Origin of the sequence: Actinokineospora inagensis DSM 44258 (assembly GCF_000482865.1) — a bacterium.
GTDB classification, from domain to species: Bacteria; Actinomycetota; Actinomycetes; order Mycobacteriales; family Pseudonocardiaceae; genus Actinokineospora; species Actinokineospora inagensis.
In genome coordinates this window covers 59,931-80,647 of sequence record NZ_AXWW01000010.1, presented here as the reverse complement: position 1 = coordinate 80,647, position 20,717 = coordinate 59,931, and the positions used below count along the sequence as shown (strand labels likewise).

The following is a 20,717-nucleotide window of genomic DNA, read 5'->3' as shown; positions in this document are numbered from 1 at the left end:
GACCGCTACCCCTGCGGCCGCTACCTCAACTGTCGCCTTCGCCATCGCCCTGGAGGGCCCCACCCGGCCGACCGCCGGGGACGCCGCGTCGACCTCGCCCACGCCCGGCTCCTGTGCGGCGCGACCAGGACGGAGCTCTGTCCGAGTCGCAGCAGGCCAGGCGACTCGCTTCGCGACAAGCGCGGTTTCACCCGATGGTCCGCGAGACCACCGCGGTCCTGAGACCAAACCCCACCCGGGACGACCACGAGCCCGCGATCATCCGATTCACGCTCGGGATGGTGGTGCGCGACAACGAGAGCGGCGGCACGGACGATGTGTCCGTGCCGCCGCTCTTGGCGTTTTCTGTTGTCTGCCAGTGCTTTGTCGGGCCTGGGAAGTCCCAGGGGCCTAGAGCGCCACGTCCACGAAGCTCGGACGTGCCCGGTCGTGGGAGTCGTCGACCATCTTGCCCACCACCAGGGAGTGCATGGCGGCGCCCGCCATGGCGGCGGCGAGCTTGGTGGCCAGTTGCAGTTGCCGGGCCAGCACGGCGTCGGCGCGCGGGCGCATGTCCAGCGGCAGCGGACCCAGTCCGGCAGGCGGTTTCCACGGGTCGAACTTGGGCAGCTCGCGCAGCATGTGCTCGTCGACGAGCAGCGCCTCGGCTGAGGCGACGTCGGCCTCGAGGCGGTCGAGCGCCTCGGCCCAGGCCCTGTTCCACGCGCCGGTGGTGTCCGGCGCGGCGCCCGGCGCCGTTGTCGTCGGGGCGGATCGGGTCATGACGCCCCGTTCGTCGCGGGCAGCGTCTCCACGGCCTCGCGCCACGCGTCGCGCAGCGGCTCGACCATGGCCAGGCAGCGGCGGACCGAGTCGGCGTCCTGCTTGATGTTGGCCCGCATCAGCTCGGCGAGCAGGTACGAGTACAGGCTGGCCAGCTCCGGGCCGCCCGCCCACGCGTCGGGGCGCAGCGAGCCCTGCAGCTCCAGCAGGATGTCCTGGGCGTGCAGCAGCAGTTCCGACGCGTTCTCCCGGTCCTGCGCGGCGAGCGCGTCGACGCCGCGGGAGAGGTCGAGGCACAGCCGGTCGTAGAGCATCACCAGCAGGCGACCGGGGGTCGCGGTGGTGATCGAGTCAGCCAGGTAGCGCTGGCGCAGCGCGGGGGAAGTCATCAGGAGCCTCCTCAGGAGCTGCTGGTGGGCAGGCTGGCGAGCTGACCGGAGAGCCAACTGGCCTGGTCCTTGAGCTTGCCGAGCGCGGTCTCCAGGTTGGCGTACTGGGTCTGCAGCGCGGTCTTCTTGGCCGCCAGCCGGGTGTCCCAGTCGCTGATCTGGTCGTTGAGCGAGCGCACGTAGCTGTCCCCGGCCTGGATCACCAGGGTGATCTTGCCGGTGGTGCTGTTGATGTTGTCGTCGGCCAGGGTGCTGTACCGGCCGCCCAGCGTGGTGCCCAGGTTGGCCTTGGTGCCCGCCGGGTCGCTGGTGATCGAGTTGAGGAAGGCGCTCTGGTCGAGGGTGAGCTGCCCGTCCTTGCTCAGCGACACCCCGTTGGCCGCGAAGCTGCCGGACCCGGTGCCCTGGCTGACCGCGCTGAGCAGCGACTCGCGCAGGCTGCGCACCAGTGCGTTGCCGGTCAGCGGGCCGCCGGTCTTGGTGGTCGGGTTGTACGCGCTGGCCGAGTCGATCGTGGACAGTGCCGAGTTGACCGCGTTGACCAGGTTCACCATCGCCTGGGCCGCCTTGGACGGGTCGGCGGTGGTGGTGACGGTGACGCCGGACTCGACCTTGGTGGCGGTCACGGTGACCCCGGGGATCAGGCCGGTGTAGCTGTTGTCCGAGCTGGACAGCGTGTAGCCGCCGTTGTTCGGGTCGCCAACGTTGACCTGGCCGTCGATGCCCTGGGTCATCACGTTCGCGGAGTTGGTCAGGCCCGAGACGGTGAACGACTTGGCCGCGCCGGTGCCGGTGGCGGAGAACTGCAGCACCTGGCCGCTGGTCGTGGTGATCACGCTGGCCCGCACGCCCGCGCTGGACGAGTTGATCGCGTCGGCGACGCCCTGCGCGGTGTTGGTGGTGATGTTGACGTCGGTCGAGGTGCCGTCCGGCTTGGTGAAGGTGAGCTTGTTGCCGTTGACGACGTTGCCGGAAGAGGGCACGGCGGAGGTCATCACGTGCGCGGAGGCCAGGTACTTCACGTCGAACGTGGCGGTGCCGGTCAGCGCGGTGGACGAGGTGCTCACGGTGACGTTGCTCGACGAGGAGGCGCCCTTGACCGCGGTCCAGGTGGTGGCCGTCGCCAGGTCCTTCGTCGCGTTCTGCACCGCCAGCATCTTGGCGTTGACCGCCTGGTAGGCGCTGGTGAGGGTCTGCTGGTCGCTGACCTTGGTCTTCAGGCGGTCCTGTGGGGCCGCCTCGATGGTCATCAACTGCGAGATGATGGTGGTGGTGTTCAGCCCACTGACGAGACCGTCGACGCTACTAGTCATGTCCTGGCCTTCTTCTCCGTCGATTCCGTGAACCTCACGGGTCGTCACCCGTTACTTCGGCCGGGTGGCCCGGATAATGAGAAAAGCCCGGGTACTGATCTGGCTGATCAGTACCCGGGCCAATCGGCTGACTCAGCCCAGCAACTTCAGAACGGACTGCGGAGCCTGGTTCGCCTGGGCCAGCATCGCGGTGCCGGCCTGGGACAGGATCTGCGAGCGGGTGAACTTGACCATCTCGTCGGCCATGTCGGTGTCGGTGATCGCCGACTTGGACGCCGAGAGGTTCTCCACCTGGACGTTCAGGTTGTTGATGGTGTGCTCGAACCGGTTCTGGTACGCGCCGAGCTGGGCGCGAGCAGTGGACAGGCTCTTGATGGCCGAGTCAACGGAGTCGATCGCGTTGCGGGCGTTCGCGGTGTTCGACAGGTTGACCGACGAACCGACACCGAGGCCAGCGCTGTCGAAGCCGGTGGCGGTGGAGCCGGAGGTGCCCGCGGTCGCGGTGCCTGCGGTGAGGCCGGACGCGGTCGAGGTGACGGCGATGGTCTCGTTGGCGGCGACCTTGGACGAGATCTTCAGGTCCGCGCCCGACTTGGTGGCGACGAACGAGGAGCTGAAGTTGTTGTTCGCGTTGAGCTGGTTCACGACGTCGTCAAGGTTGGTCGGGTTGTTCAGCTTGACGGTCGCGCCGGTGCCGTTCAGCGTGGCGGTGATGGACTCACCGTCGAGGGCGTTGCTGAAGGTGCCGGTCAGGGTGTTGCTGGCCTTGGTGCCCGCGGTACCGAAGACGGTCGCGTCGAGGGTGACGTCGATGCGGTCGTCCGTGGTGTTGTTGGCGCCGACCTGGAAGGACCCGGCGTAGGCGGCCCCGCCCGCGGTGCCAACGGCCAGCAGCTTCTGGCCGCCGAAGGAGGTGGTCTTCGCGATCCGGTCCAGCTCCGACTGGAGCTGGCCGAACTCGGTCTGAGCCGCCGCCTGGGCGTTGGTGTCCTGCGAGCCGCCGTTGGCCGACTGGACAGCCAGGTCCCGCATGCGCTGCAGGATGGCAGCCGACTCGTTCAGCGCGCCGTCGGCGGTCTGAACGACGTTGACGCCGTCCTGGGCGTTGCGGCCCGCGACCTTGAGGCCGCCGATCTGGGCGGTGAGGCCCTGGGCGATCGACATGCCAGCGGCGTCGTCCGCCGCACGGTTGATCCGCAGACCAGACGAGAGCTTCTCGAGGGAGCTCGACATCTGCTTGTCGTTGACCGACAGGTTGCGGTAAGCGTTCATGGCCGCGATGTTGGAGTTGATGCGCAGACTCATTTGATTTTCCTCCTTGAAGAGAGTCCTTGTCGGCCCTTCCGTGGGCCGTCAACGGAACTTTCGGTTATCCCCGCCGGTATCTGAGGAACGGCGGGAAGATTTTTTTGGGGTAATCAGGCGGACAGGTCGACCGGCACGCCGTGCACGGTCGTCTTCGCCAAGCGGGTACGCAGGGTGCCCTGGGCGGCGACGGCGGCGTAGTAGGACGCGCGGCGGCGCGCGGCGCAGCCGTCCGGCTTCTCGGTGGCGCCGACCCGCTCCGGGTCGAGCTGCGAGTTGATGCCCTCGCGCAGCAGGGCGGTGGCCTCGGCGCGCAACTGCGAGACGCGGGACTCGGTGACCCCGAGCTTCTCGGCGATCTCGGCCATCGGGCGGCTGTTGAAGTAGTACTCCTCGACGACGACGCGCAGCCGCTCCGGCAGCACCTCGACGGCGTCGCGCAGGTAGCCGATGCGCTCCCGCTCGACGATGAGGTCCTCGGGGGTGCCGCGCTCGTCCGGGACGACCATCTCGGTGGCCTCGGGGCTGTCGGACACCACGGACTGCAGGCTCACCACGAACGAGCGCTGCACGTCGTCCCGGATGGACACCACGGTGCGCACGTCGGTCTCCATGGCCTCGGCCAGCTCGGCGTCCGAGGGGACCCGACCGTGCTCGGCGACGAAGGCGTCCCGGGCGGACTCCAGCTTGCGGACCTTGCCGCGCACCGAGCGGCTCGCCCAGTCCTGGCCGCGCAGCTCGTCGAGCAGCGCGCCGCGCACCCGCACCGCGGCGTAGGCCGGGAACGGGACGCCGCGGGCGGCGTCGTAGGCGTTGGCGGCGGCGACGAGCGCCTCCGAGCCCGCGGAGAACAGCTCGTCGCGCCGAACGTGCGCGGGGACCCGAGCCAGCATCTCGCGCACCACGTGGCCGACCAGCGGCAGGTTCGCCGCGATCAGGGCGTCGGTGTCGGTGGTGCGGGTGGTGGTGCTCTCGGACATTGCTTCCTCCGCCGCTCATCCATCTGGGACGTCACGGGCGGTTGGTGTGTCCGCCCTGATGACGTCAAAGGTGGGGGTCGGAGGGTGCGTCCCCAGTGCCTCCCGGGTGCGTCTCGGGTGCGACTCTCGGAACGGTTTTCTGCGGTTTCCTCAAGCGTGCCCCCACTGGGCCGATAGGGCTTGTTGAGAACCATCGGACCCGCCTACCGGAGGCAGTGCAGATGAACCCCGTGGAGACCTCGGCGATCCTCTGGCGGCAGCGCGAGCTGCTGTCCCTCCTGCTGTTCAAGCTGGAGGTGGAGAGCCTGCTGCTGGCCGCGGGCCGCACCAGGTGGCTGGGGTCGGCGACCTACGAGGTCGAGCTGATGCTGGAGCGGATCCAGAGCACCGAACTGCTGCGCGCCGCCGCCGTCGACGAGCTCGCCGACACGCTGGGCCTGCCGCCCGGCCCGAGCCTGGCCCAGCTCACCGAGGCACTCGACGAGCCGTGGAAGGCCGTCTTCGCCGAGCACCGCACCGCGCTTGCCACTCTTTCGGCGGAAATCGAGTCCGCTGTGGAGGCCAACCGAGACCTGCTGACGTCCGGCCGCCGGGCGGTCGCCGAGGCGCTGCGCGTGGTGCGCGGCGACGGCGAGACCGCCCTGTACCGGGCCGACGGCAGCACCGCGCCCGCCGCCGTGGGCGCCCGACTGGTGGACGAGGCCCTGTAGATGAGCACCTTCAGCGGGATCAACACCGCCCTCACCGCCCTGCGCACCCAGCGCCAGGGCCTGGAGCTGGCCGGTCAGAACATCGCGAACGCGGGCACCGAGGGGTACACCCGGCAGCGCCTGGAAACCACCCCGGTGGGTGGCTCCCAGGTCCCGGCCCTCTGGTCCACTCCGGACAAGAACTCCACCGGCCAGGGCGTGCAGGTCACCTCGGTGAACCGGCTGCAGGACGCCTACGTCGAGGCCAGGGTCCGCACCGAGCACGAGCGCAACGCCTCGCTCACCACCACCAGCGAGGTGCTCACCGACGCCCAGACCGTCTACAACGAACCCAGCGACAACGGCCTGCAGGCGCAGTTGACCAACCTGTGGGCGGGTTTCACCGACGTCGGTGACAACCCCGGCGACCAGGGTGCCCGCACCCAGTTGCTGACCCGCGCCCAGTCCGTCGCCAACTCGCTGGGCAACGCCGCCAGCGAGCTGTCCGGCCAGTTCGACGGGCGCCGCACCCAGTTGGGCGGCACCGCCAGCGACATCAACGCCGCCGCGCAGCGCCTGGCCGACCTGAACAACTCGGTCGTGCGCGCCAAGGCGGCCGGGGTCAGCTACAACGAGCTCGCCGACCAGCGCGACACCGTCGCGCTGTCGCTGGTGGAGATGACCGGCGCGCAGGTGACCCGCACCCCGGACGACGCGGTCAACCTGACCATCGGCGGGTCGTCGCTGGTGACCGGCGCCACCGCCCGCCAGCTCGCCGTCGCGGGCGGCACGACCATCACCGACGCGCAGGGCGGCAACGCCGTCACCCTGCAGTGGACGGACAACGCCACGGCGGTCACCGGGACGGGCGGCAAGGCGGGCGCACTGCTCACCGGGCTCAACACGACGCTGACCGACCAGTTGACCCGGTTCGACAACGTCGCCAAGACCCTGGTCAACCAGGTCAACACCGCCAACGCGGCAGGCTTCACCGCCGCCGGTGTCGCGGGCGGCGCGCTGATGAGCGGCACCACCGCCGCGGGCATCGCCGTCACCACCACCGACCCCAAGGCGATCGCCGCGTCGTCCAGCGCCACCAAGGCGCTCGACGGCGGCAACGCCGACGTGATGGCCCGGCTCGGCTCCGCCACCGGCGGCGCCGACCAGGTTTACCAGACCAACGTCGCCGACATCGGCATGAAGGTCAAGGCCGCCGCCCAGGCCGCCGCCACCCAGGGCACCATCACCGACCAGGTCGACGCCGCGCGGTCAGCCGCGTCCGGGGTCAACCTCGACGAGGAGCTCACCTCGATGCTGTCCTACCAGCGCTCCTACGAGGCCGCTGCCAAGGTGATGAGCGCCGTTGACTCCATGTTGGACACCCTGATCAACCGGATGGGGGCTTAACCGATGTCCGGCTTCCGCGTCACGGAACAGTCGACCCAACTGCGCGTGCTCTCCGGCCTGCGCACCAGCTCCAACAACCTGGACACGCTGCGCGAGCAGATCACCACCGGCAAGCAGGTCTCGAAGCCGTCCGACTCGCCGACCGGCGTCGTCTCGGCCATGCAGGTCCGCCAGGACATCGCGACCCGCGACCGCTACACCCGCAGCGCCACCGACGGCGTCGCCCGCATCAGCACCGCGGAGAACGCGTTGACCAGCGCCACCGACCTGCTCAACCGCGCCCGCGACCTGGTGCTGCAGGGCAAGTCCGAGCCCGCGGCCAGCGACCCGGCCGCCCGCGCGGGCATCGCCACCGAGATCGGCACCATCCGGGACAGCATGATCGGCCTGGCCAACACGAGCTACCTCGGTCGCCCGGTGTTCGGCGGCACCAGCGCGTCCACCCGCGCGTTCGACGACACCGGCGCCTACCTGGGTGACACCGGCACGGTCATGCGCCGCGTCGGCGACAACACCCAGGTGCGCGTCGACGTGTCGGGTGACGTGTTCGGCACCACCGCGGGCAGCAGCGTGTTCGACGTGCTGGGGTCCATCGCGACCAACCTGACCAACGGCAGCACGTCCGGGCTCACCGGTGACCTCGATCGGTTGGATTCGGCGAAGACGCGGGTCGACACGGAGTTGACCTCCATCGGCAGTCGGTACAGTCAGCTCACCGCGGCCCAGGACACGGCGGGCACGCAGACCGTGGCGCTGAACTCGCGGTTGACCGACATCGAGGACATCGACATGGCCAAGGCGATCATCAGCCTGCAGACGCAGACCGCGGGCTACCAGGCCGCCCTCGCCGCCACCGCGCGGGTCGTCCAGCCCTCCCTGCTGGACTTCCTGCGATGACCGCCACCCTGGCCCGAGGAGGTGCGGCGTCCGCCGTGAGCACCGAGTCCACCGCAGGCGCCGAGCACGGCCTGCCCACCATCGAGTTCCGCACCCCCATCCCGGGGTTCCCCGACCACCGCGAGTTCGCGCTGGTCGCCGTGGACGAGGACGGGCCGCTGTTCACCCTGCGCTCGGTGGAGGAGCCGGAACTGCGGTTCCTGGTGGTCCCACCCGCGCCGTTCTTCCCCGACTACGCGCCCGAGGTCAGCACCCAGGTCCTCGAGCAGCTCGGCACCACCGACCCGGCCGACCTGCTGGTCCTGCTCGTGGTCACCGCCGCCGGTTCGGTCGCCGAGGCCACCGCCAACCTGCTCGCCCCGGTCATCGTCGACCAGAGCACCCGACGAGCGGCGCAGGTCATCCTGGAGGAAGATCTCCCCATCCGCGCCCGACTGCTGCCCGCCTGAACACCGCGCTTCGACAGGAGTGATCACGTGCTGGTGCTGACCCGTCGAACCGGCGAGAGCGTCCGCATCGGAGACGAGGTCACCGTCACCGTCCTCGACATCCGCGGCGACGTGGTCCGCGTCGGCATCCAGGCCCCCCGCTCCGTCGCGGTCCACCGCGACGAGGTCTACCGCGAACTCCGCCGCGCCAACGAGGCCGCCGCCCGCACGGGCGAACAAGCCGCGGCCCTCCTGTCGGACGCCCTGCGCAACCGGGGACCGGGCCACCCAGGCCCGGTCCCCCCACCGCGCCCACCCAAGCCCCCAGCCGAGTAGGTCAGCTCCCCGCACGAAGATCGACTGCGCTGAACAGCCCCCGATTCCAGCCTAGTGGGCAGCACCGACGGGAATCCGGTCCTGCGCTGGGGCTGTGGACAGCCCGGCGGCCTGTGGACAGTCGCTGAGGGGCTGCCGCACGCGCCCCTCACCGGACCCCTGTGGGGCGCGGGCGCGTCGAGTCGGCCTGAGCAGCCCCCGGTTCGGGCCTATGCCGGGGATGCCGACAGAAATCGGGTCCCGCGTGGCGGCCTGTGGGCAGCTCGATGGATGCCGCGGTGCCCGGCTGCCACCGGCCCACTCCGTCTGGTTCAAGATCGAATCGGCCTCAGCAGCCCCGAATCGAGCCTAGCCAGGGGCACCGACAGGAACGCGGTCCCGCGTGGTGACCTGTGGACAACTCGATGGATGCCGCGGTGCCGGGTTGTCAGCGGCCCACGTCGCCGGGTTCAAGATCGAACCGGTGCGAGCAGCCCCCGAATCGAGCCTAGTGGGCGGCACCGACGGGAGCCCGGTCCTGCGCTGAGGGTGTGGACAGCTCGGCTGTGTGTGGACCCCCAGGTCGGCTCGAACCTCGACCATCCCCATCGCGGCTGTTCGTCCACAGCCTCCCGCTCACTCCGGTCTCGGCCCGGGTCGCCCCATTAGGCTGGATTCGGGGGCTGCTCGCACCGGCTTGATCTTGACGCTGTGCCTCGAACGTGGCCGCGCCGGTGGTGTCGAACGGCCGGCCGTCGAGGTTGTCCACAGGCCGCCACGCGGGAGCCGGTTTCTGTCGGTGCCCCCCACTAGGCTGGATTCGGGGGCTGCTCAGTCGGCATCGACGTCGCGGGTGGTGATCACGGACACGGGTGGGTGGAGTGGCGTGGTCCACGGGATGGACTCGGATGCGGCATGCTTCACCCCGTGCAGCACGCCACCCCCGGCAGGGACGAGATGAGCACCGAACCGGAGTACCTGCTCCCGGCGGAGGTGGACTCGCCGACGGAGGGGGGTCCGCCGCGGCGGGCGGTGACCAGGTGGCTGATGGAGCACCGGGTGCAGCCGGTGGGGCGGGCCAGTGAGGAGGAGCACGGGGAGCCGCAGGCCTGGTGGAAGGTCATGTGCCTCACCGGGGTCGACTACTTCTCCACGCTCTCGTACCTGCCCGCCATCGCCGTGGTGGCGGCGGGGGCCATCTCGCCGATCGCGACGTTGCTGATCGTGGCGTTGACGTTGTTCGGCATGTTGCCGATGTACCGGCGCGTCGCCAAGGAGAGCCCGAACGGGCAGGGTTCGGTGGCGATGCTGGAGAAGCTGCTGCCGTTCTGGCGGGGCAAGGTGTTCGTGCTGGTGCTGCTCGGGTTCGTCGCCACCTCGTGGATCATCACCATCACGTTGTCGGCGGCGGACGCGACGGTGCACATGGTGGAGAACCCGTTCTTCCCGTCGTTCCTGCACGGCCGCGAGGTGTGGGTGACCGTGGTCCTGTTGCTGGTGCTGGGCGGGGTGTTCCTGCTCGGCTTCAGCGAGGCCGTGTCGGTGGCGATCCCGCTGGTCGCGGTGTTCCTCGCGCTCAACGCGGTCATCGTCGTGGTCGGGTTGGGGGAGTTGTTCGGCCACGGCGCGCAGTTGTCGGACTGGTGGACCGCGTTGACCTCGGGCGGCAACCTCGCCGGTACCGCCGTCCTGGCCTTCCCGCTGCTGGTGCTCGGCCTGTCCGGGTTCGAGACCGGGGTCAGCATGATGCCGCTGATCGCCGCGAAGGGGAAGGGCGAGCAGCGGCTGGCGAACCGGATCCACAACACCCGCAAGCTGCTCACCACCGCTGCCGTGATCATGTCGGTGTACCTCGTGTCCACCAGCCTGATCACCACCGTGCTGATCCCGGCGAAGGAGTTCCAGCCGGGCGGCCAGGCGGTCGGCCGCGCGCTGGCGTACCTCGCGCACAGCCGGTTGGGTGAGGTGTTCGGCACCGCCTACGACGTCAGCAGCGTGCTCATCCTGTGGTTCGCGGGCGCGTCGGCGATGGCGGGCCTGATCAACATCGTGCCGCGCTACCTGCCGTCCTACGGGATGGCGCCGGAGTGGGGCCGCGCGGTCCGCCCGGTCGTGCTGGTCTACACCGCCACCAACATCGGCATCACCATCGCGTTCGACGCGAACGTCGACGCCCAGGCCGGGGCCTACGCCACCGGCATCCTGGCGATGATGGTGTCCGGCGCGTTCGCCGTCACCGTCTCCGCGATCCGCCGCAAGCACGCCGCCTCCGGGGTCGGGTTCTCGGTGCTGACCCTGGTGCTGCTCTACGCGCTGGTGGCCAACGTGATCGAGAAGCCGGACGGGATCGCCATCTCGGCCATCTTCGTCGCCGCGATCATCGTCGTGTCGCTGATCTCCCGGGTCACCCGGACCACCGAGCTGCGCGCCGAGCGGATCGAGTTCGACGAGGAGGCCCGCCGGTTCGTCACCGACTCCATCGAGCACGACGGCCGGTTGAGCATCATCGCCAACAAGCGGCAGGCGGGCGACGCGGCCGAGTACGCCGCGAAGGAGGCCGAGCAGCGCGGCCTCAACCCGGTGCCCGGCTCGGCCGACGTGCTGTTCCTGGAGATCGACGTGATCGACCCGTCCGACTTCAGCGACGTGCTGCGGGTGCGCGGAGTCGACGTCAACGGCCACCGGGTGCTGCGCGCGGACAGCCCCGCCGCGCCGAACGCGATCGCCGCGATCCTGCTGGCGCTGCGCGACGCCACCGGGGTGCGGCCGCGCTGCTACTTCGAGTGGTCCGAGGGCAACCCCATCACCCACCTGTTCCGGTACCTGCTGCTCGGCCAGGGCGACACGGCCCCGGTCACCCGGGAGATCCTGCGCACCGCCGAACCGGACCCCCGGCGCAGGCCCGGGGTGCACGTCGGGTGAGTTCCGGTAGCGACCTGCCCCTTTCGGGGGTGATGTCCTTAACTGCACGGCGGCCGAGCCGAGTGTCCGGGAAACGAACGTGCCCTCGGTGAGGAGTAGGCCGTGTCCCTGTTCGCGCCCGCGAGTGCTCTACTCGGCAGACTGAAGTACGCCTACAAGATCCTGTTGCTGACCGTCGTGCTGCTGCTGCCGCTCGGCTTCGTCGCCTGGGGCTACATCGGCATCCAGACCTCGCAGGTCGACTTCAGCGCGCAGGAGCGCGACGGCGTCGCCTACCTGCGCCCGGTCCTGACCCTGACCAGCGCCGCCGTCGACGCCCGCAAGACCGCGTCGTCCGGCTCGGCCGCGTCGTCGTTCGCCGACAAGGTGACCGCCGTGGACGCCGTCGACAAGCAGTACGGCGCCGAGTTGGGCGTGTCGTCGTCGTGGCAGGAGGCCAAGTCCGCCCTGTCCACCGCGACCGCCGCTGGCGCGGGCCAGACCGCCTACGACGCCTACACCACCGCGACCAACGCCCTGCTGACGCTGGCCGTGCACATCTCCGACGCCTCGAACCTGACCCTGGACCCGGACCTCGACTCTTACTACGTCATGGACGCGCTCGTGTTCCGGCTCCCGGCCCTGCTCGACCTCACCGGTCAGGTCGTCGACGACGCCACCCTCGCCGTGCGGGACGGCTCCGACAAGCGGGCCGAGACCACCCGGCTCGCCCTGGCCAAGGCCGCGGGCGCGCTGGCCAGCACCCAGGACGCCGTCGACACCGGCCTGAAGACCTCGCTGGCCCAGACCGAGCGGTCGTCGCTGGTCGCCCTGCAGTCCACTGTGGACGCCGAGCGGACCGCGGTCGGCGCCGTGCTGACCCAGGTCAACACCGCCGTGTCGTCGGGTTCGCTGACCGCGATCACCGCCGCCGCGGGGGACGCGGCCCGCGCCGCCGCCGCCGACCTGGTGGACAAGCTCGGCCCCGAGCTGGACGGGCTGCTGGACACCCGGATCTCCGGGTTCGAGCAGAAGGCCCTGGTGGTCGAGCTCGCCACCCTGTTCGCCGTGCTGCTGGTCGGCTACCTGCTGGTCGGTTTCTACCTGTCGGCCACCGTGCCGCTGCGCCGCACCGTCGGCACCCTGCGCGCCCTGGCCGCCGGTGACCTCACCCAGCGCGTCGTCGTCGACACCGGCGACGAGGTCGGCCAGATGGGCACCGCGCTCAACGACGCCCTCGGCCGGGTCAAGTCCGCCATCGAGGAGCTGCAGGGCAACGCCGAGGGCGTCGCCAGCGCCTCGACCGAGCTGTCCGCCGTGTCCGGCGAGCTGCGCCGCAACGCCGAGTCCAGCGTGAGCCGGGCGGGCGAGGTCGGCGACATCGCCAACCAGGTGTCCGAGCACGTGTCCGAGGTGTCCACCGGCGCCGAGGGCATGACCGCCGCCATCGACGAGATCTCCAGCGGCGCCAGCCGCGCCGCCGCCGTCGCCGACGAGGCCGCGGACGCCGCGGTGGCGACGCAGGCCACCATCGCCCGGCTGGAGGACAGCTCCAAGCAGATCGGCGAGGTCGTCAAGGTCATCACCGCCATCGCCGACCAGACGAACCTGTTGGCGCTGAACGCGACCATCGAGGCGGCCAGGGCGGGCGAGTCCGGCAAGGGCTTCGCGGTCGTCGCCAGCGAGGTCAAGGACCTGGCCCAGGAGACGAGCCGGGCCACCGGCGACATCTCCGCCCGCGTCGAGACGATCCAGTCGGACGCACGGGCCGCCGTCGCCGCCATCGCGGGCATCGCCACCGTCATCGGCCGGATCAACGAGTTCCAAACCACCATCGCCGCCGCCGTGGAGGAGCAGTCCGCCACCACCGGCGACATGAGCCGCGCCATCAGCCAGGTCGCCGCCGACGCCCGCGACATCGCCACCGGCATCACCACCGTCGTCGACGACAACCGCCAAACCACCGCAGGCGCCGTGTCGACCGCCCTCGCCGCCGACGAACTCGCAGGCACCGCCGAACGCATGCGCGGCATCGTCGGCCGCTTCACCATCTAACCCCTCAACCCTCGGCAGCCCCACCCGCCCCGCCCTTCACCGGCTGGGGCTGCCGAGCCCCACCCGCAATGGCCCCACCAACACCCGAACTAGCCCGCGAGCCGTCCGGACCAGCCCTGCGTGCACGGGGACCGCGGAAGCCACAAATATCCGCCCCGGACGAACTCGGGAACAGCCCCGCGCACACGGGGACGACGTGTGGGCGAGCCCGCTCGCGCTGTGGACCAAGGAAGCAGCCCCGCGTGCACGGGGATGACGTCGCCGGGGTGCGGGAGAAAGAGCGCGTCAACGGAACAGCCCCGCGTGCGCGGGGATGACATCCCCCTCGTCCCCACTTACGACGCCAAGCTGGGAACAGCCCCGCGTGCGTGGGGAGGACATGCTCAAGGTCGACCAGGCGAAGTACTTCGCGGAACAGCCCCGCGTGCGCGGGGAGGACCAGGCCACGGCCTGGCTGCTGGGTGTCGCCGGGGGAACAGCCCCGCGTACGCGGGAAGGACGACCGCTGGAACCCCAAGCGCCTGCCCGAGCTGGAACAGCCCCGCGTGCGCGGGGAGGACGGTCCGGCTGTGGTGGCCGCGCACGTCCTCAAGGGAACAGCCCCGCGTGCGCGGGGAGGACGTTGACGGTGGAGGTCGCGGACCACTCGGGTTGGGAACAGCCCCGCGTGCGCGGGGAGGACCACACCCTGCGGCACACCTACGCCAGCCTGCTGGGAACAGCCCCGCGTGCGCGGGGAGGACCGCGCCACCCGGCGATCAGCCCCGACTGCGGTGGGAACAGCCCCGCGTGCGCGGGGAGGACAAGGGATCACAATGGGGCAGCCCGCGACCGATCGGAACAGCCCCGCGTGCGCGGGGAGGACACCCACGACCACTGTACAAGTGCACATGTGCACGGAACAGCCCCGCGTGCGCGGGGAGGACTGCGTCATGCCGGTCTTCTCCTAGGCGAGCGGGGGAACAGCCCCGCGTGCGCGGGGAGGACTCCGTAAGCCCCAAGCCAACATCTCGGTGGTGGGGAACAGCCCCGCGTGCGCGGGGAGGACACTTCTTGACCTGCGGGTTCAGAGCGGCCAACGCCAATTCTCATTCACTTTCTGCCGCCGCCCCCACACCCCGCCCATGATCGCACAACCCACTCAACTACCAGCCCTACCCCAGCCACACCCCCCAACCACCACCTCTTACCGCCGCCCCACCGGGCGCAGCCCGGCCCCCACCCTTCCCGGGGGGCGTCCCCGAGGCCAGTCTACTGGCCCTCACCGACAGTGGATCTTGGCAACGGGCCGACAGAGCCAGCCTGTGGATAAGTTTTGTCGCCTGGACGGGTGAAGTCCGGACAGGACACAGACCGACACTTACCTGGTGGGGCAACGAAAAGAGGTTCAACCACCACCGCGGAAGCCGAGGTGGCACAAAAGTCGTCGTACGCTCCGAAAGGCACGAATCGACCAGGAGGGCTGGGCATATGACGCGGATCGGCATCATCATCGGGAGTACGCGGCCGAATCGGGTGGGGGAGCAGGTGGCCAGGTGGGTGTACGGGCTGGCCGACGGGCGGGGGGACGCGGATTTCGACCTGATCGATCTGCGCGACTACCCGTTGCCGCACTTGGACGAGCCGATTCCGGCGTCGCTTGGGCAGTACCAGAACGAGCACACCCGCGAGTGGGCGGCGAAGATCGCGGCCTATGACGGGTTCGTCATGGTCACCCCGGAGTACAACCACAGTACGTCCGGGGTCCTCAAGAACGCCATCGACTTCTTGTACGCGGAGTGGAACAACAAGGCCGTCGGGTTCGTCTCCTACGGGTCGGCCGGGGGTGCGCGGGCCGTGGAGCACCTGCGGCTTGTCGCGGGGGAGTTGCAGATGGCTGATGTGCGGCAGCAGGTCGTGCTGTCGTTGCTCACCGAGTTCGAGAATTTCTCCGTGTTCAAGCCGAATGACTACAACCGGCCTGCCGTCACGACGATGCTCGACCAGGTTGTCGCCTGGAGCACCGCGCTCGCACCGCTGCGGCAGGAGACCTCCGCGTCCGTCTAGGCGGCGACGAAGATCGGCAGTTCCGCGCCGCGTTCCACCATGAGCGCGGTCGCGTTGTCGTTGCCGGGGGCCGATGACACGAGTGCCGCGGCCGGGTCGGGTGAGCGCCGGACCAGGGAGGCGATCGAGGTGTCGGACAGTCCCTTGTGGACACCGTCGCTGGTGAGCAGCAGGCCGCCCCGGTGGTAGGTGTCCACCTCGCCGATGTCGGTTGCGGTGCGGACGCTCGAAGTCACGACGTTCGCCAGGTGTGCGGCCACTTCGACGCCCCGGTCGGCGAAGTACTGGGCGATCGTGTGGTCGTGGGTGAGTTGCCGGACCACCGTGCCGTCCCACGTGTACGCGCGGGCGTCGCCCACCCAGGCCACCCGGTAGCCGAGGTCGGTGACGTGCGCGACGACCAACACGCAGTCGCCGGATGGCAGGGCGCGCAGGGCTTGTTGGGCGGCAAGGACACCCTCGCGCGGCGAGGCCGCCATCACAGCGGTGGTGGCGGCGAGTTTGGCCGCTCCCGCCGCGACCGCGTTGTCGCCGATGCCGTCGGCCAGCGCGAAGACCCGGCCACCGCGGGAGGCGACCGCGTCCGCGTTGACGTGCCGGGTGCCCTGGGCTCCGGCCAGGTGCCAGGTGGGGTTCATTCCGGGCCTCCTCTTCTCCACCACCGAGGATCGACCCGCGCCCTGTGCGTTTCCTGTGCCGCCGCTGACCGGACCCTATGAACCGGGGCCCGCGAGCGGGAGTTCCACCCGGATCGTCGTGCCGCGGCCGCTGTGCGCGGGTTCCAGCAGCATCTCGCCGCCGTGCCGCTCGGCGATGGCGCGCGCCAGCACCAGGCCGAGGCCGGAGCCCATCAGCGGGTCGCTCTCGCCGCTGGGCATGCTGGTGAACAGCCTGCCGGAGTCGCCGGGCAGCGGGTTCTCGTCGGTGACCTCCAGCACCCACCCGGTGATCGCGCCGACCGAGTGCACGTGCACCGCGGCCGACGGTGGTGAGCTGCCGATCGCGGCGGCGACGATGTGGTGGATCATGCGCGCCAACAGGTCCCGGTCGCCGGAGAGCACCGTCGTCCGCTCGGCCGTGGTGTCGCGCACGGCGACCGTGCGGGCCGCCGCGGCCGACGACAGGGTGGCGATCTGCTCGCTCACCAACGATTCCATCGTGATCGGCGTCAACGTCAACGTCCGGCTGTGCGACTCGAGCCCGGCCAGGAACAGCAGCGTCTCGACCAGGGTCGCCATCCGGTGCACGTTCCGGTCGACCGCCTGCGCCAGCGTCGGGTCGCCGTGGCCGTCGATCAGCAGCGGTGCCAACGAGGTCAACGTCGTCAGCGGGGTGCGCAGCTCGTGCGACACGGTCGCGATGAACTCGGTCTTCAACGACGCCAACCGGGACAGCTCCGCGTTGCGGCGGCGCAGCGAGCGTTGCGACTCCACCTGCTCGGTGACATCCCGCAGCACCCACAGGTGCCCCAGGTGTTCCTCGCTCACCTCGACCGGGACGAAGTCCACCTCCACCACCCGGTTCGGCCCGAGGTTCACCACCGCCCCGCGCACCGGCACCCCCTCGGCCATGCACCGGCGGGCGAGCTCGTCGAGCTCCGCGTAGTACTCGGGCGGCATGCCGCGCAGGCCGCGCACCACCTCGGCGGGCAGCCCACCCAGTTCCGCCGGGGGCTTGCGCAGCTCCAGGATCGTGGTCGCGGTCGTGTTGGCGATCATCAGCACCCGGTCGTCGTCCTGCAGCAGCACCCCGACCTGCAGCGAGTCGACGAGCACCTTGAGCCGGGTCGCGGTGACCTTGTTGCGCCGCTGGGCTTCCTGCAGCTCGGTCACGTCGTGCGCGAAGGCGACCAGGCCACCGATCACCGGGTCGTCGAACCGGTCCAGCAGGTCGATGTCGAGCACCCGCCAGCCCACCGGGGTGCGCACCCTGGCCGTGTGCCGGACCTGGCCGCCGGGGTGGTCGGTGCGCAGCGCCGCCAGCAGTGCGCCGAGCGCGGCCTGGTCGTCCGGGTGCACCAGCGCGGTGATCGCGGACAGCGTGGTCTCGCCGTAGCGGACCGGGGTGCCGTCCGGCCAGTGCACCATGTTGCTCCAGCGGAGCAGGTCGTCCGGGCCGAACAGGGCGGCGATGCTGGGCATCTGGGCGATCACCGCGTCCCGGAAGTCGATCACCTCGTCCGCCCGCGCCGCGTCCAGGGTGGCCGCCACGGTGTCCACCAGCGGGGCCAGCCGCGGGTCCGGCTCGCCGTCGCAGCGCACCGACACCACCCCGCCGGAGGTCAGCGCGACGGTGGTGGTCGCACCGTCCACCGGGGACCCGACCCCCGCGTCGACCACCCCGGGCAGGGCGCGCAGCAGGGCGAGCGCGGCGTGGACGGCCCGGCCCGAGCGGTCGGCCCACGTCACGGCGCGCACCGCGGCCGCGCAGTCCCACGGGGAACCCGCGGTGGTGTCCGCCATCTGACCTCCTTGTCGTGATCAGTGTGTCGAACGTGGACCCCCCGGTCTCGGTCGGGACAACCGTTCCGCACCGGTTTCGCTACCGGCCACCACCCGATGTGGTGAAAAACGTCCCAGGTGGACCAGATGAGCGCTCCCGGACCGGCCGCGCTCGTAATGTGGCGCGGGGGACGCCCCGTACCGCCAGTGGAGTGAATCAATGTCGTCGGACCAGCCAGGTCACCGCGCTCGGCCCGCGCTCGCGGGCCTGCTCGACGAGGCCACCCGGCTGCTCGGCGCCGAGGACGATCCCAGCCAGGTGGCCGATCTGCTCGGCGAGGCCGTCCTCGGCGGGCTCGACCCGCACGACACGACGGTGCTGCGCTCGGTCATCGGCTTGGTGCGCGCCCTCGACGTGCGCGACACGGACCCGGCCGACGTGCCCCGCCCGCGAAGCGGCCCGCAGCCGGTCGCCGACCGGGCGCTGGTGGTCACGGTGGCCGAGGACGGCACCATGAGCGCGGCCGCCGACGCCCTGCACGACGTGCTCGGCTACCCGGTCGGCTCGATCACCCCGCGGCAGATGCGCGACCTGGTGCACCCGCACGACCTCGCGGGCCTGCAGCGCGCGTTCGGCTCGCTGGCCGCCGCGCCCGGCACCCAGGTCGAGGTGGACGCCAGGGTCCGGCACGCCGACGGCCGGTGGCTGGTGCTGGCGGTCAGCATGATCAACCTGTTGGAGACGACCGGGATCAACGCGGTCGTCGCGCACGGCCACAACGTCACCGAGAAGCGGGCCGCCGACCGGGCGCTGGCCATCGAGCGGTCCCGGCTGCGCGAACTGGTGCTGCACCTGGCGGGCGGCGTCGTCGTCGACGACGGCTACCGGGTGCTGATGGACAACACCGCGTTCGACCGGATCTTCCGGCCGGGCAAGGAGGTCACCGGCGCCACCGTTGCCGAGCTGCTCGACCTGGTGGCCAGCGAGTGCGCCGATCCGGCGGTGGCCTGGGAGATGCTGGACCGGATGATCCGCTCCGGGCAGACCCACCGGGCGGTGCGGCTGTCGCTGGCGGGCGGCCGGGTGGTCGCCTGCGACCTGGTGCCGCTGCGGGCCAGCTCAACCATGGGCACGCTCTGGTACTTCCGGGACATCACCCGCGAGTCGGTGGCCCGCTCGGAGCTGGAGGAGACCAACCGGGCGCTGGAGGAGGCGGCGAACCTCAAGAGCCGGTTCGTGGCCACCGTGTCGCACGAGCTGCGCACCCCGTTGACCGCGGTGCTCGCCTTCGCCGAGATGCTGGAGGACAGCACCGAGCCGCTGACCGCGCAGCAGGCGGCGCACCTCGCGGTGATCAGCCGCAACGCCAACCGGTTGCTGCGCCTCGTCGACGACCTGCTGCTGCTGTCCCGGTTGGAGACCAACCAGTTGTCGATGCGGTTCACCGACATCGACGTGGCCGACCTGGTGACCGGCGCGACCGAGAACCACGTGCCGATCGGGGCCCGCTCCGGCATCTCGGTCACCGCCACCGTCGGCCCCGGTCCGCAGATCCACGGCGACCCGGCCCGGTTGACCCAGGTGCTGGACAACGTGCTCACCAACGCCCTGAAGTTCACCAGGGCGGGCGGCGCAGTGCGGGTGGACGCCAGATCCGACCGGGCGAGTTGGACGATCTCGGTGGCCGACACCGGCATCGGCGTGCCCGCGGCGGAGCTGCCCGGCCTGTTCGACGCGTTCACCCGGGCGTCCAACGCGGGCGCGGCCGGTATCCCGGGCAGCGGGCTGGGGTTGTCCATCTGCAAGCAGATCGTGGCCGTGCACCAGGGCGCGATGACCATCGAGAGCACGGAGGGGGTGGGCACCACGGTGCGGGTCACCCTGCCCACCGGGCTCGGTCCGGAACTCGACGCCGACCTCTCCGGCGCGATCGGCATCGATCCGGCGGATCCGGCCGGGCCGGCCGGCGCGCGCGAGGTCGTGGGGGCCGGGGGAGTCACCAGCGGGGGGATGACCGCGGACGGGATGGGGCAGCGATGAGCACGGTGCTGGTGGTCGAGGACGAGCCGGACATCGCGCTGGCGCTGCGGGTGATCCTGGAGCGGGCCGGGCACGAGGTGACGGTCGCGCCGGACGGGCGGCAGGGCCTGCGCGCGCTGCACGAGTCGCACCCGACGCTGGTGCTGCTGGACATCGGGCTGCCGGTGATCGACGGCTGGATGGTGCTCGAACGGATCCGCGACGTCAGCGACGTGCCGGTGCTGCTGCTGACCGCGCACGGCATGGAGGCCGACAAGGTGCGCGGGTTGCGCGGCGGCGCCGACGACTACCTGACGAAACCGTTCTCCACCAGCGAGTTGCTGGCCAGGATCGAGGCCATCCTGCGCCGCACCGAGCAGGCGGGCGGCGCGGCCCAGTCCGAAGTGTACGACGACGGCATGGTGCGGATGGACCACCGGTCCCGGCGGGTGTACGTCAACGGGGTGGAGGCCGAGGTCAACGCGACCGAGTACCGGTTGCTCTCGACTTTCGTGCAGCACAAGGGCGCGGTCCTCTCGCCGCGGCAGTTGTTGAACCTCGTGTGGAACGACCCGACCGGGATCGGCGCGGACCGGGTCAAGTTCGCCGTGCTGCGGTTGCGCCGCAAACTCGGCTGGTCCGCCGACGACTCGCCGATCAAGGCGGCCCGCGGCATGGGGTACCGGTACGACGCGCCCAAGGCGTGAATTGTCACCGTCGGTGAAGACCGACATTTCGAACAATTACGGCCAATCGACGGGCCGCCTTT

General features: G+C 70.7%; 17 protein-coding genes. 10 read left to right on the top strand and 7 right to left on the bottom strand.

The window, feature by feature from the left end:
• Nucleotides 1-390: 390 nt before the first annotated feature.
• From H504_RS33100 to H504_RS0103395, 5 genes are all read right to left on the bottom strand, one after another.
• Nucleotides 391-762, bottom strand: a complete 372-nt coding sequence (locus H504_RS33100; RefSeq protein ID WP_051385443.1) for a hypothetical protein — start codon at nucleotides 760-762, stop codon at nucleotides 391-393.
• The gene (gene fliS / locus H504_RS0103410; protein WP_026421625.1) at nucleotides 759-1,151 is read right to left on the bottom strand and encodes a flagellar export chaperone FliS; all 393 of its coding nucleotides are present in this window, start codon (nucleotides 1,149-1,151) and stop codon (nucleotides 759-761) included. The genes H504_RS33100 and fliS overlap by 4 nt, the downstream gene beginning before the upstream one ends.
• An 11-nt stretch (nucleotides 1,152-1,162) precedes the next feature.
• Nucleotides 1,163-2,464 carry a flagellar filament capping protein FliD gene (gene fliD / locus H504_RS0103405; RefSeq protein ID WP_026421624.1) on the bottom strand — a complete coding sequence of 434 codons (1,302 nt, stop codon included), beginning with the start codon at nucleotides 2,462-2,464 and terminating at the stop codon, nucleotides 1,163-1,165.
• Nucleotides 2,465-2,596: 132 nt separating this feature from the next.
• Entirely contained in the window at nucleotides 2,597-3,769 is a 1,173-nt protein-coding gene (locus tag H504_RS0103400) for a flagellin N-terminal helical domain-containing protein (protein ID WP_026421623.1), read from the bottom strand.
• 113 nt (nucleotides 3,770-3,882) lie between these two features.
• The gene (locus H504_RS0103395; protein WP_026421622.1) at nucleotides 3,883-4,749 is read right to left on the bottom strand and encodes a sigma-70 family RNA polymerase sigma factor; all 867 of its coding nucleotides are present in this window, start codon (nucleotides 4,747-4,749) and stop codon (nucleotides 3,883-3,885) included.
• 221 nt (nucleotides 4,750-4,970) lie between these two features.
• On the opposite strand from H504_RS0103395, the gene flgN reads away from it, so the two are divergent.
• The 8 genes from flgN (at nucleotide 4,971) to H504_RS0103355 (ending at nucleotide 15,487) form a co-directional block, all read left to right on the top strand.
• On the top strand, nucleotides 4,971-5,459 hold the full coding sequence (gene flgN, locus H504_RS0103390; RefSeq protein WP_026421621.1) for a flagellar export chaperone FlgN: 489 nt from the start codon (nucleotides 4,971-4,973) through the stop codon (nucleotides 5,457-5,459).
• Nucleotides 5,460-6,845, top strand: a complete 1,386-nt coding sequence (flgK, locus tag H504_RS0103385; RefSeq protein WP_026421620.1) for a flagellar hook-associated protein FlgK — start codon at nucleotides 5,460-5,462, stop codon at nucleotides 6,843-6,845.
• A gap of 3 nt (nucleotides 6,846-6,848) precedes the next feature.
• Nucleotides 6,849-7,742 carry a flagellin N-terminal helical domain-containing protein gene (locus H504_RS0103380; RefSeq protein ID WP_026421619.1) on the top strand — a complete coding sequence of 298 codons (894 nt, stop codon included), beginning with the start codon at nucleotides 6,849-6,851 and terminating at the stop codon, nucleotides 7,740-7,742.
• A complete protein-coding gene (fliW, locus tag H504_RS0103375) occupies nucleotides 7,739-8,191 on the top strand; it encodes a flagellar assembly protein FliW (RefSeq protein ID WP_026421618.1) in 453 nt (150 codons plus the stop codon). The genes H504_RS0103380 and fliW overlap by 4 nt, the downstream gene beginning before the upstream one ends.
• Before the next feature lie 27 nt (nucleotides 8,192-8,218).
• Nucleotides 8,219-8,506 carry a carbon storage regulator CsrA gene (gene csrA / locus H504_RS43960; protein WP_051385442.1) on the top strand — a complete coding sequence of 96 codons (288 nt, stop codon included), beginning with the start codon at nucleotides 8,219-8,221 and terminating at the stop codon, nucleotides 8,504-8,506.
• Nucleotides 8,507-9,442: 936 nt separating this feature from the next.
• On the top strand, nucleotides 9,443-11,407 hold the full coding sequence (locus H504_RS0103365) for an APC family permease (RefSeq protein WP_026421617.1): 1,965 nt from the start codon (nucleotides 9,443-9,445) through the stop codon (nucleotides 11,405-11,407).
• Between the two features lie 102 nt (nucleotides 11,408-11,509).
• Nucleotides 11,510-13,441 carry a methyl-accepting chemotaxis protein gene (locus H504_RS33090; RefSeq protein ID WP_051385441.1) on the top strand — a complete coding sequence of 644 codons (1,932 nt, stop codon included), beginning with the start codon at nucleotides 11,510-11,512 and terminating at the stop codon, nucleotides 13,439-13,441.
• Between the two features lie 1,470 nt (nucleotides 13,442-14,911).
• A complete protein-coding gene (locus H504_RS0103355; RefSeq protein ID WP_026421616.1) occupies nucleotides 14,912-15,487 on the top strand; it encodes an NADPH-dependent FMN reductase in 576 nt (191 codons plus the stop codon).
• Here the strand turns inward: H504_RS0103355 and H504_RS0103350 are convergent.
• Together H504_RS0103350 and H504_RS0103345 are read right to left on the bottom strand one after the other, a co-directional pair.
• Nucleotides 15,484-16,125: a PP2C family protein-serine/threonine phosphatase gene (locus H504_RS0103350; protein ID WP_026421615.1), complete on the bottom strand. Its 642-nt coding sequence runs from the start codon at nucleotides 16,123-16,125 to the stop codon at nucleotides 15,484-15,486. The genes H504_RS0103355 and H504_RS0103350 overlap by 4 nt on opposite strands.
• A 75-nt stretch (nucleotides 16,126-16,200) precedes the next feature.
• Complete coding sequence (locus H504_RS0103345; protein ID WP_026421614.1) at nucleotides 16,201-17,949, bottom strand: sensor histidine kinase; 1,749 nt, start codon at nucleotides 17,947-17,949, stop codon at nucleotides 16,201-16,203.
• Nucleotides 17,950-18,148: 199 nt separating this feature from the next.
• Here H504_RS0103345 and H504_RS38345 point away from each other — a divergent pair, with 199 nt between their 5' ends.
• Both H504_RS38345 and H504_RS0103335 read left to right on the top strand, forming a co-directional pair.
• Nucleotides 18,149-19,969 carry a sensor histidine kinase gene (locus tag H504_RS38345; protein WP_051385440.1) on the top strand — a complete coding sequence of 607 codons (1,821 nt, stop codon included), beginning with the start codon at nucleotides 18,149-18,151 and terminating at the stop codon, nucleotides 19,967-19,969.
• Complete coding sequence (locus H504_RS0103335; RefSeq protein WP_026421613.1) at nucleotides 19,966-20,655, top strand: response regulator transcription factor; 690 nt, start codon at nucleotides 19,966-19,968, stop codon at nucleotides 20,653-20,655. Before H504_RS38345 ends, H504_RS0103335 begins: the two co-directional genes overlap by 4 nt.
• Nucleotides 20,656-20,717 lie beyond the last annotated feature (62 nt).

Excerpts from the sequence above, each read along its gene's own strand:
- H504_RS33100 (WP_051385443.1), bottom strand. The coding sequence starts at position 762 with ATGACCCGATCCGCCCCGACGACAACGGCGCCGGGCGCCGCGCCGGAC.
- fliS (WP_026421625.1), bottom strand. The coding sequence starts at position 1,151 with ATGACTTCCCCCGCGCTGCGCCAGCGCTACCTGGCTGACTCGATCACC.
- fliD (WP_026421624.1), bottom strand. The coding sequence starts at position 2,464 with ATGACTAGTAGCGTCGACGGTCTCGTCAGTGGGCTGAACACCACCACC.
- H504_RS0103400 (WP_026421623.1), bottom strand. The coding sequence starts at position 3,769 with ATGAGTCTGCGCATCAACTCCAACATCGCGGCCATGAACGCTTACCGC.
- H504_RS0103395 (WP_026421622.1), bottom strand. The coding sequence starts at position 4,749 with ATGTCCGAGAGCACCACCACCCGCACCACCGACACCGACGCCCTGATC.
- flgN (WP_026421621.1), top strand. The coding sequence starts at position 4,971 with ATGAACCCCGTGGAGACCTCGGCGATCCTCTGGCGGCAGCGCGAGCTG.
- flgK (WP_026421620.1), top strand. The coding sequence starts at position 5,460 with ATGAGCACCTTCAGCGGGATCAACACCGCCCTCACCGCCCTGCGCACC.
- H504_RS0103380 (WP_026421619.1), top strand. The coding sequence starts at position 6,849 with ATGTCCGGCTTCCGCGTCACGGAACAGTCGACCCAACTGCGCGTGCTC.
- fliW (WP_026421618.1), top strand. The coding sequence starts at position 7,739 with ATGACCGCCACCCTGGCCCGAGGAGGTGCGGCGTCCGCCGTGAGCACC.
- H504_RS0103365 (WP_026421617.1), top strand. The coding sequence starts at position 9,443 with ATGAGCACCGAACCGGAGTACCTGCTCCCGGCGGAGGTGGACTCGCCG.
- H504_RS0103355 (WP_026421616.1), top strand. The coding sequence starts at position 14,912 with ATGACGCGGATCGGCATCATCATCGGGAGTACGCGGCCGAATCGGGTG.
- H504_RS0103350 (WP_026421615.1), bottom strand. The coding sequence starts at position 16,125 with ATGAACCCCACCTGGCACCTGGCCGGAGCCCAGGGCACCCGGCACGTC.
- H504_RS0103345 (WP_026421614.1), bottom strand. The coding sequence starts at position 17,949 with ATGGCGGACACCACCGCGGGTTCCCCGTGGGACTGCGCGGCCGCGGTG.
- H504_RS38345 (WP_051385440.1), top strand. The coding sequence starts at position 18,149 with ATGTCGTCGGACCAGCCAGGTCACCGCGCTCGGCCCGCGCTCGCGGGC.
- H504_RS0103335 (WP_026421613.1), top strand. The coding sequence starts at position 19,966 with ATGAGCACGGTGCTGGTGGTCGAGGACGAGCCGGACATCGCGCTGGCG.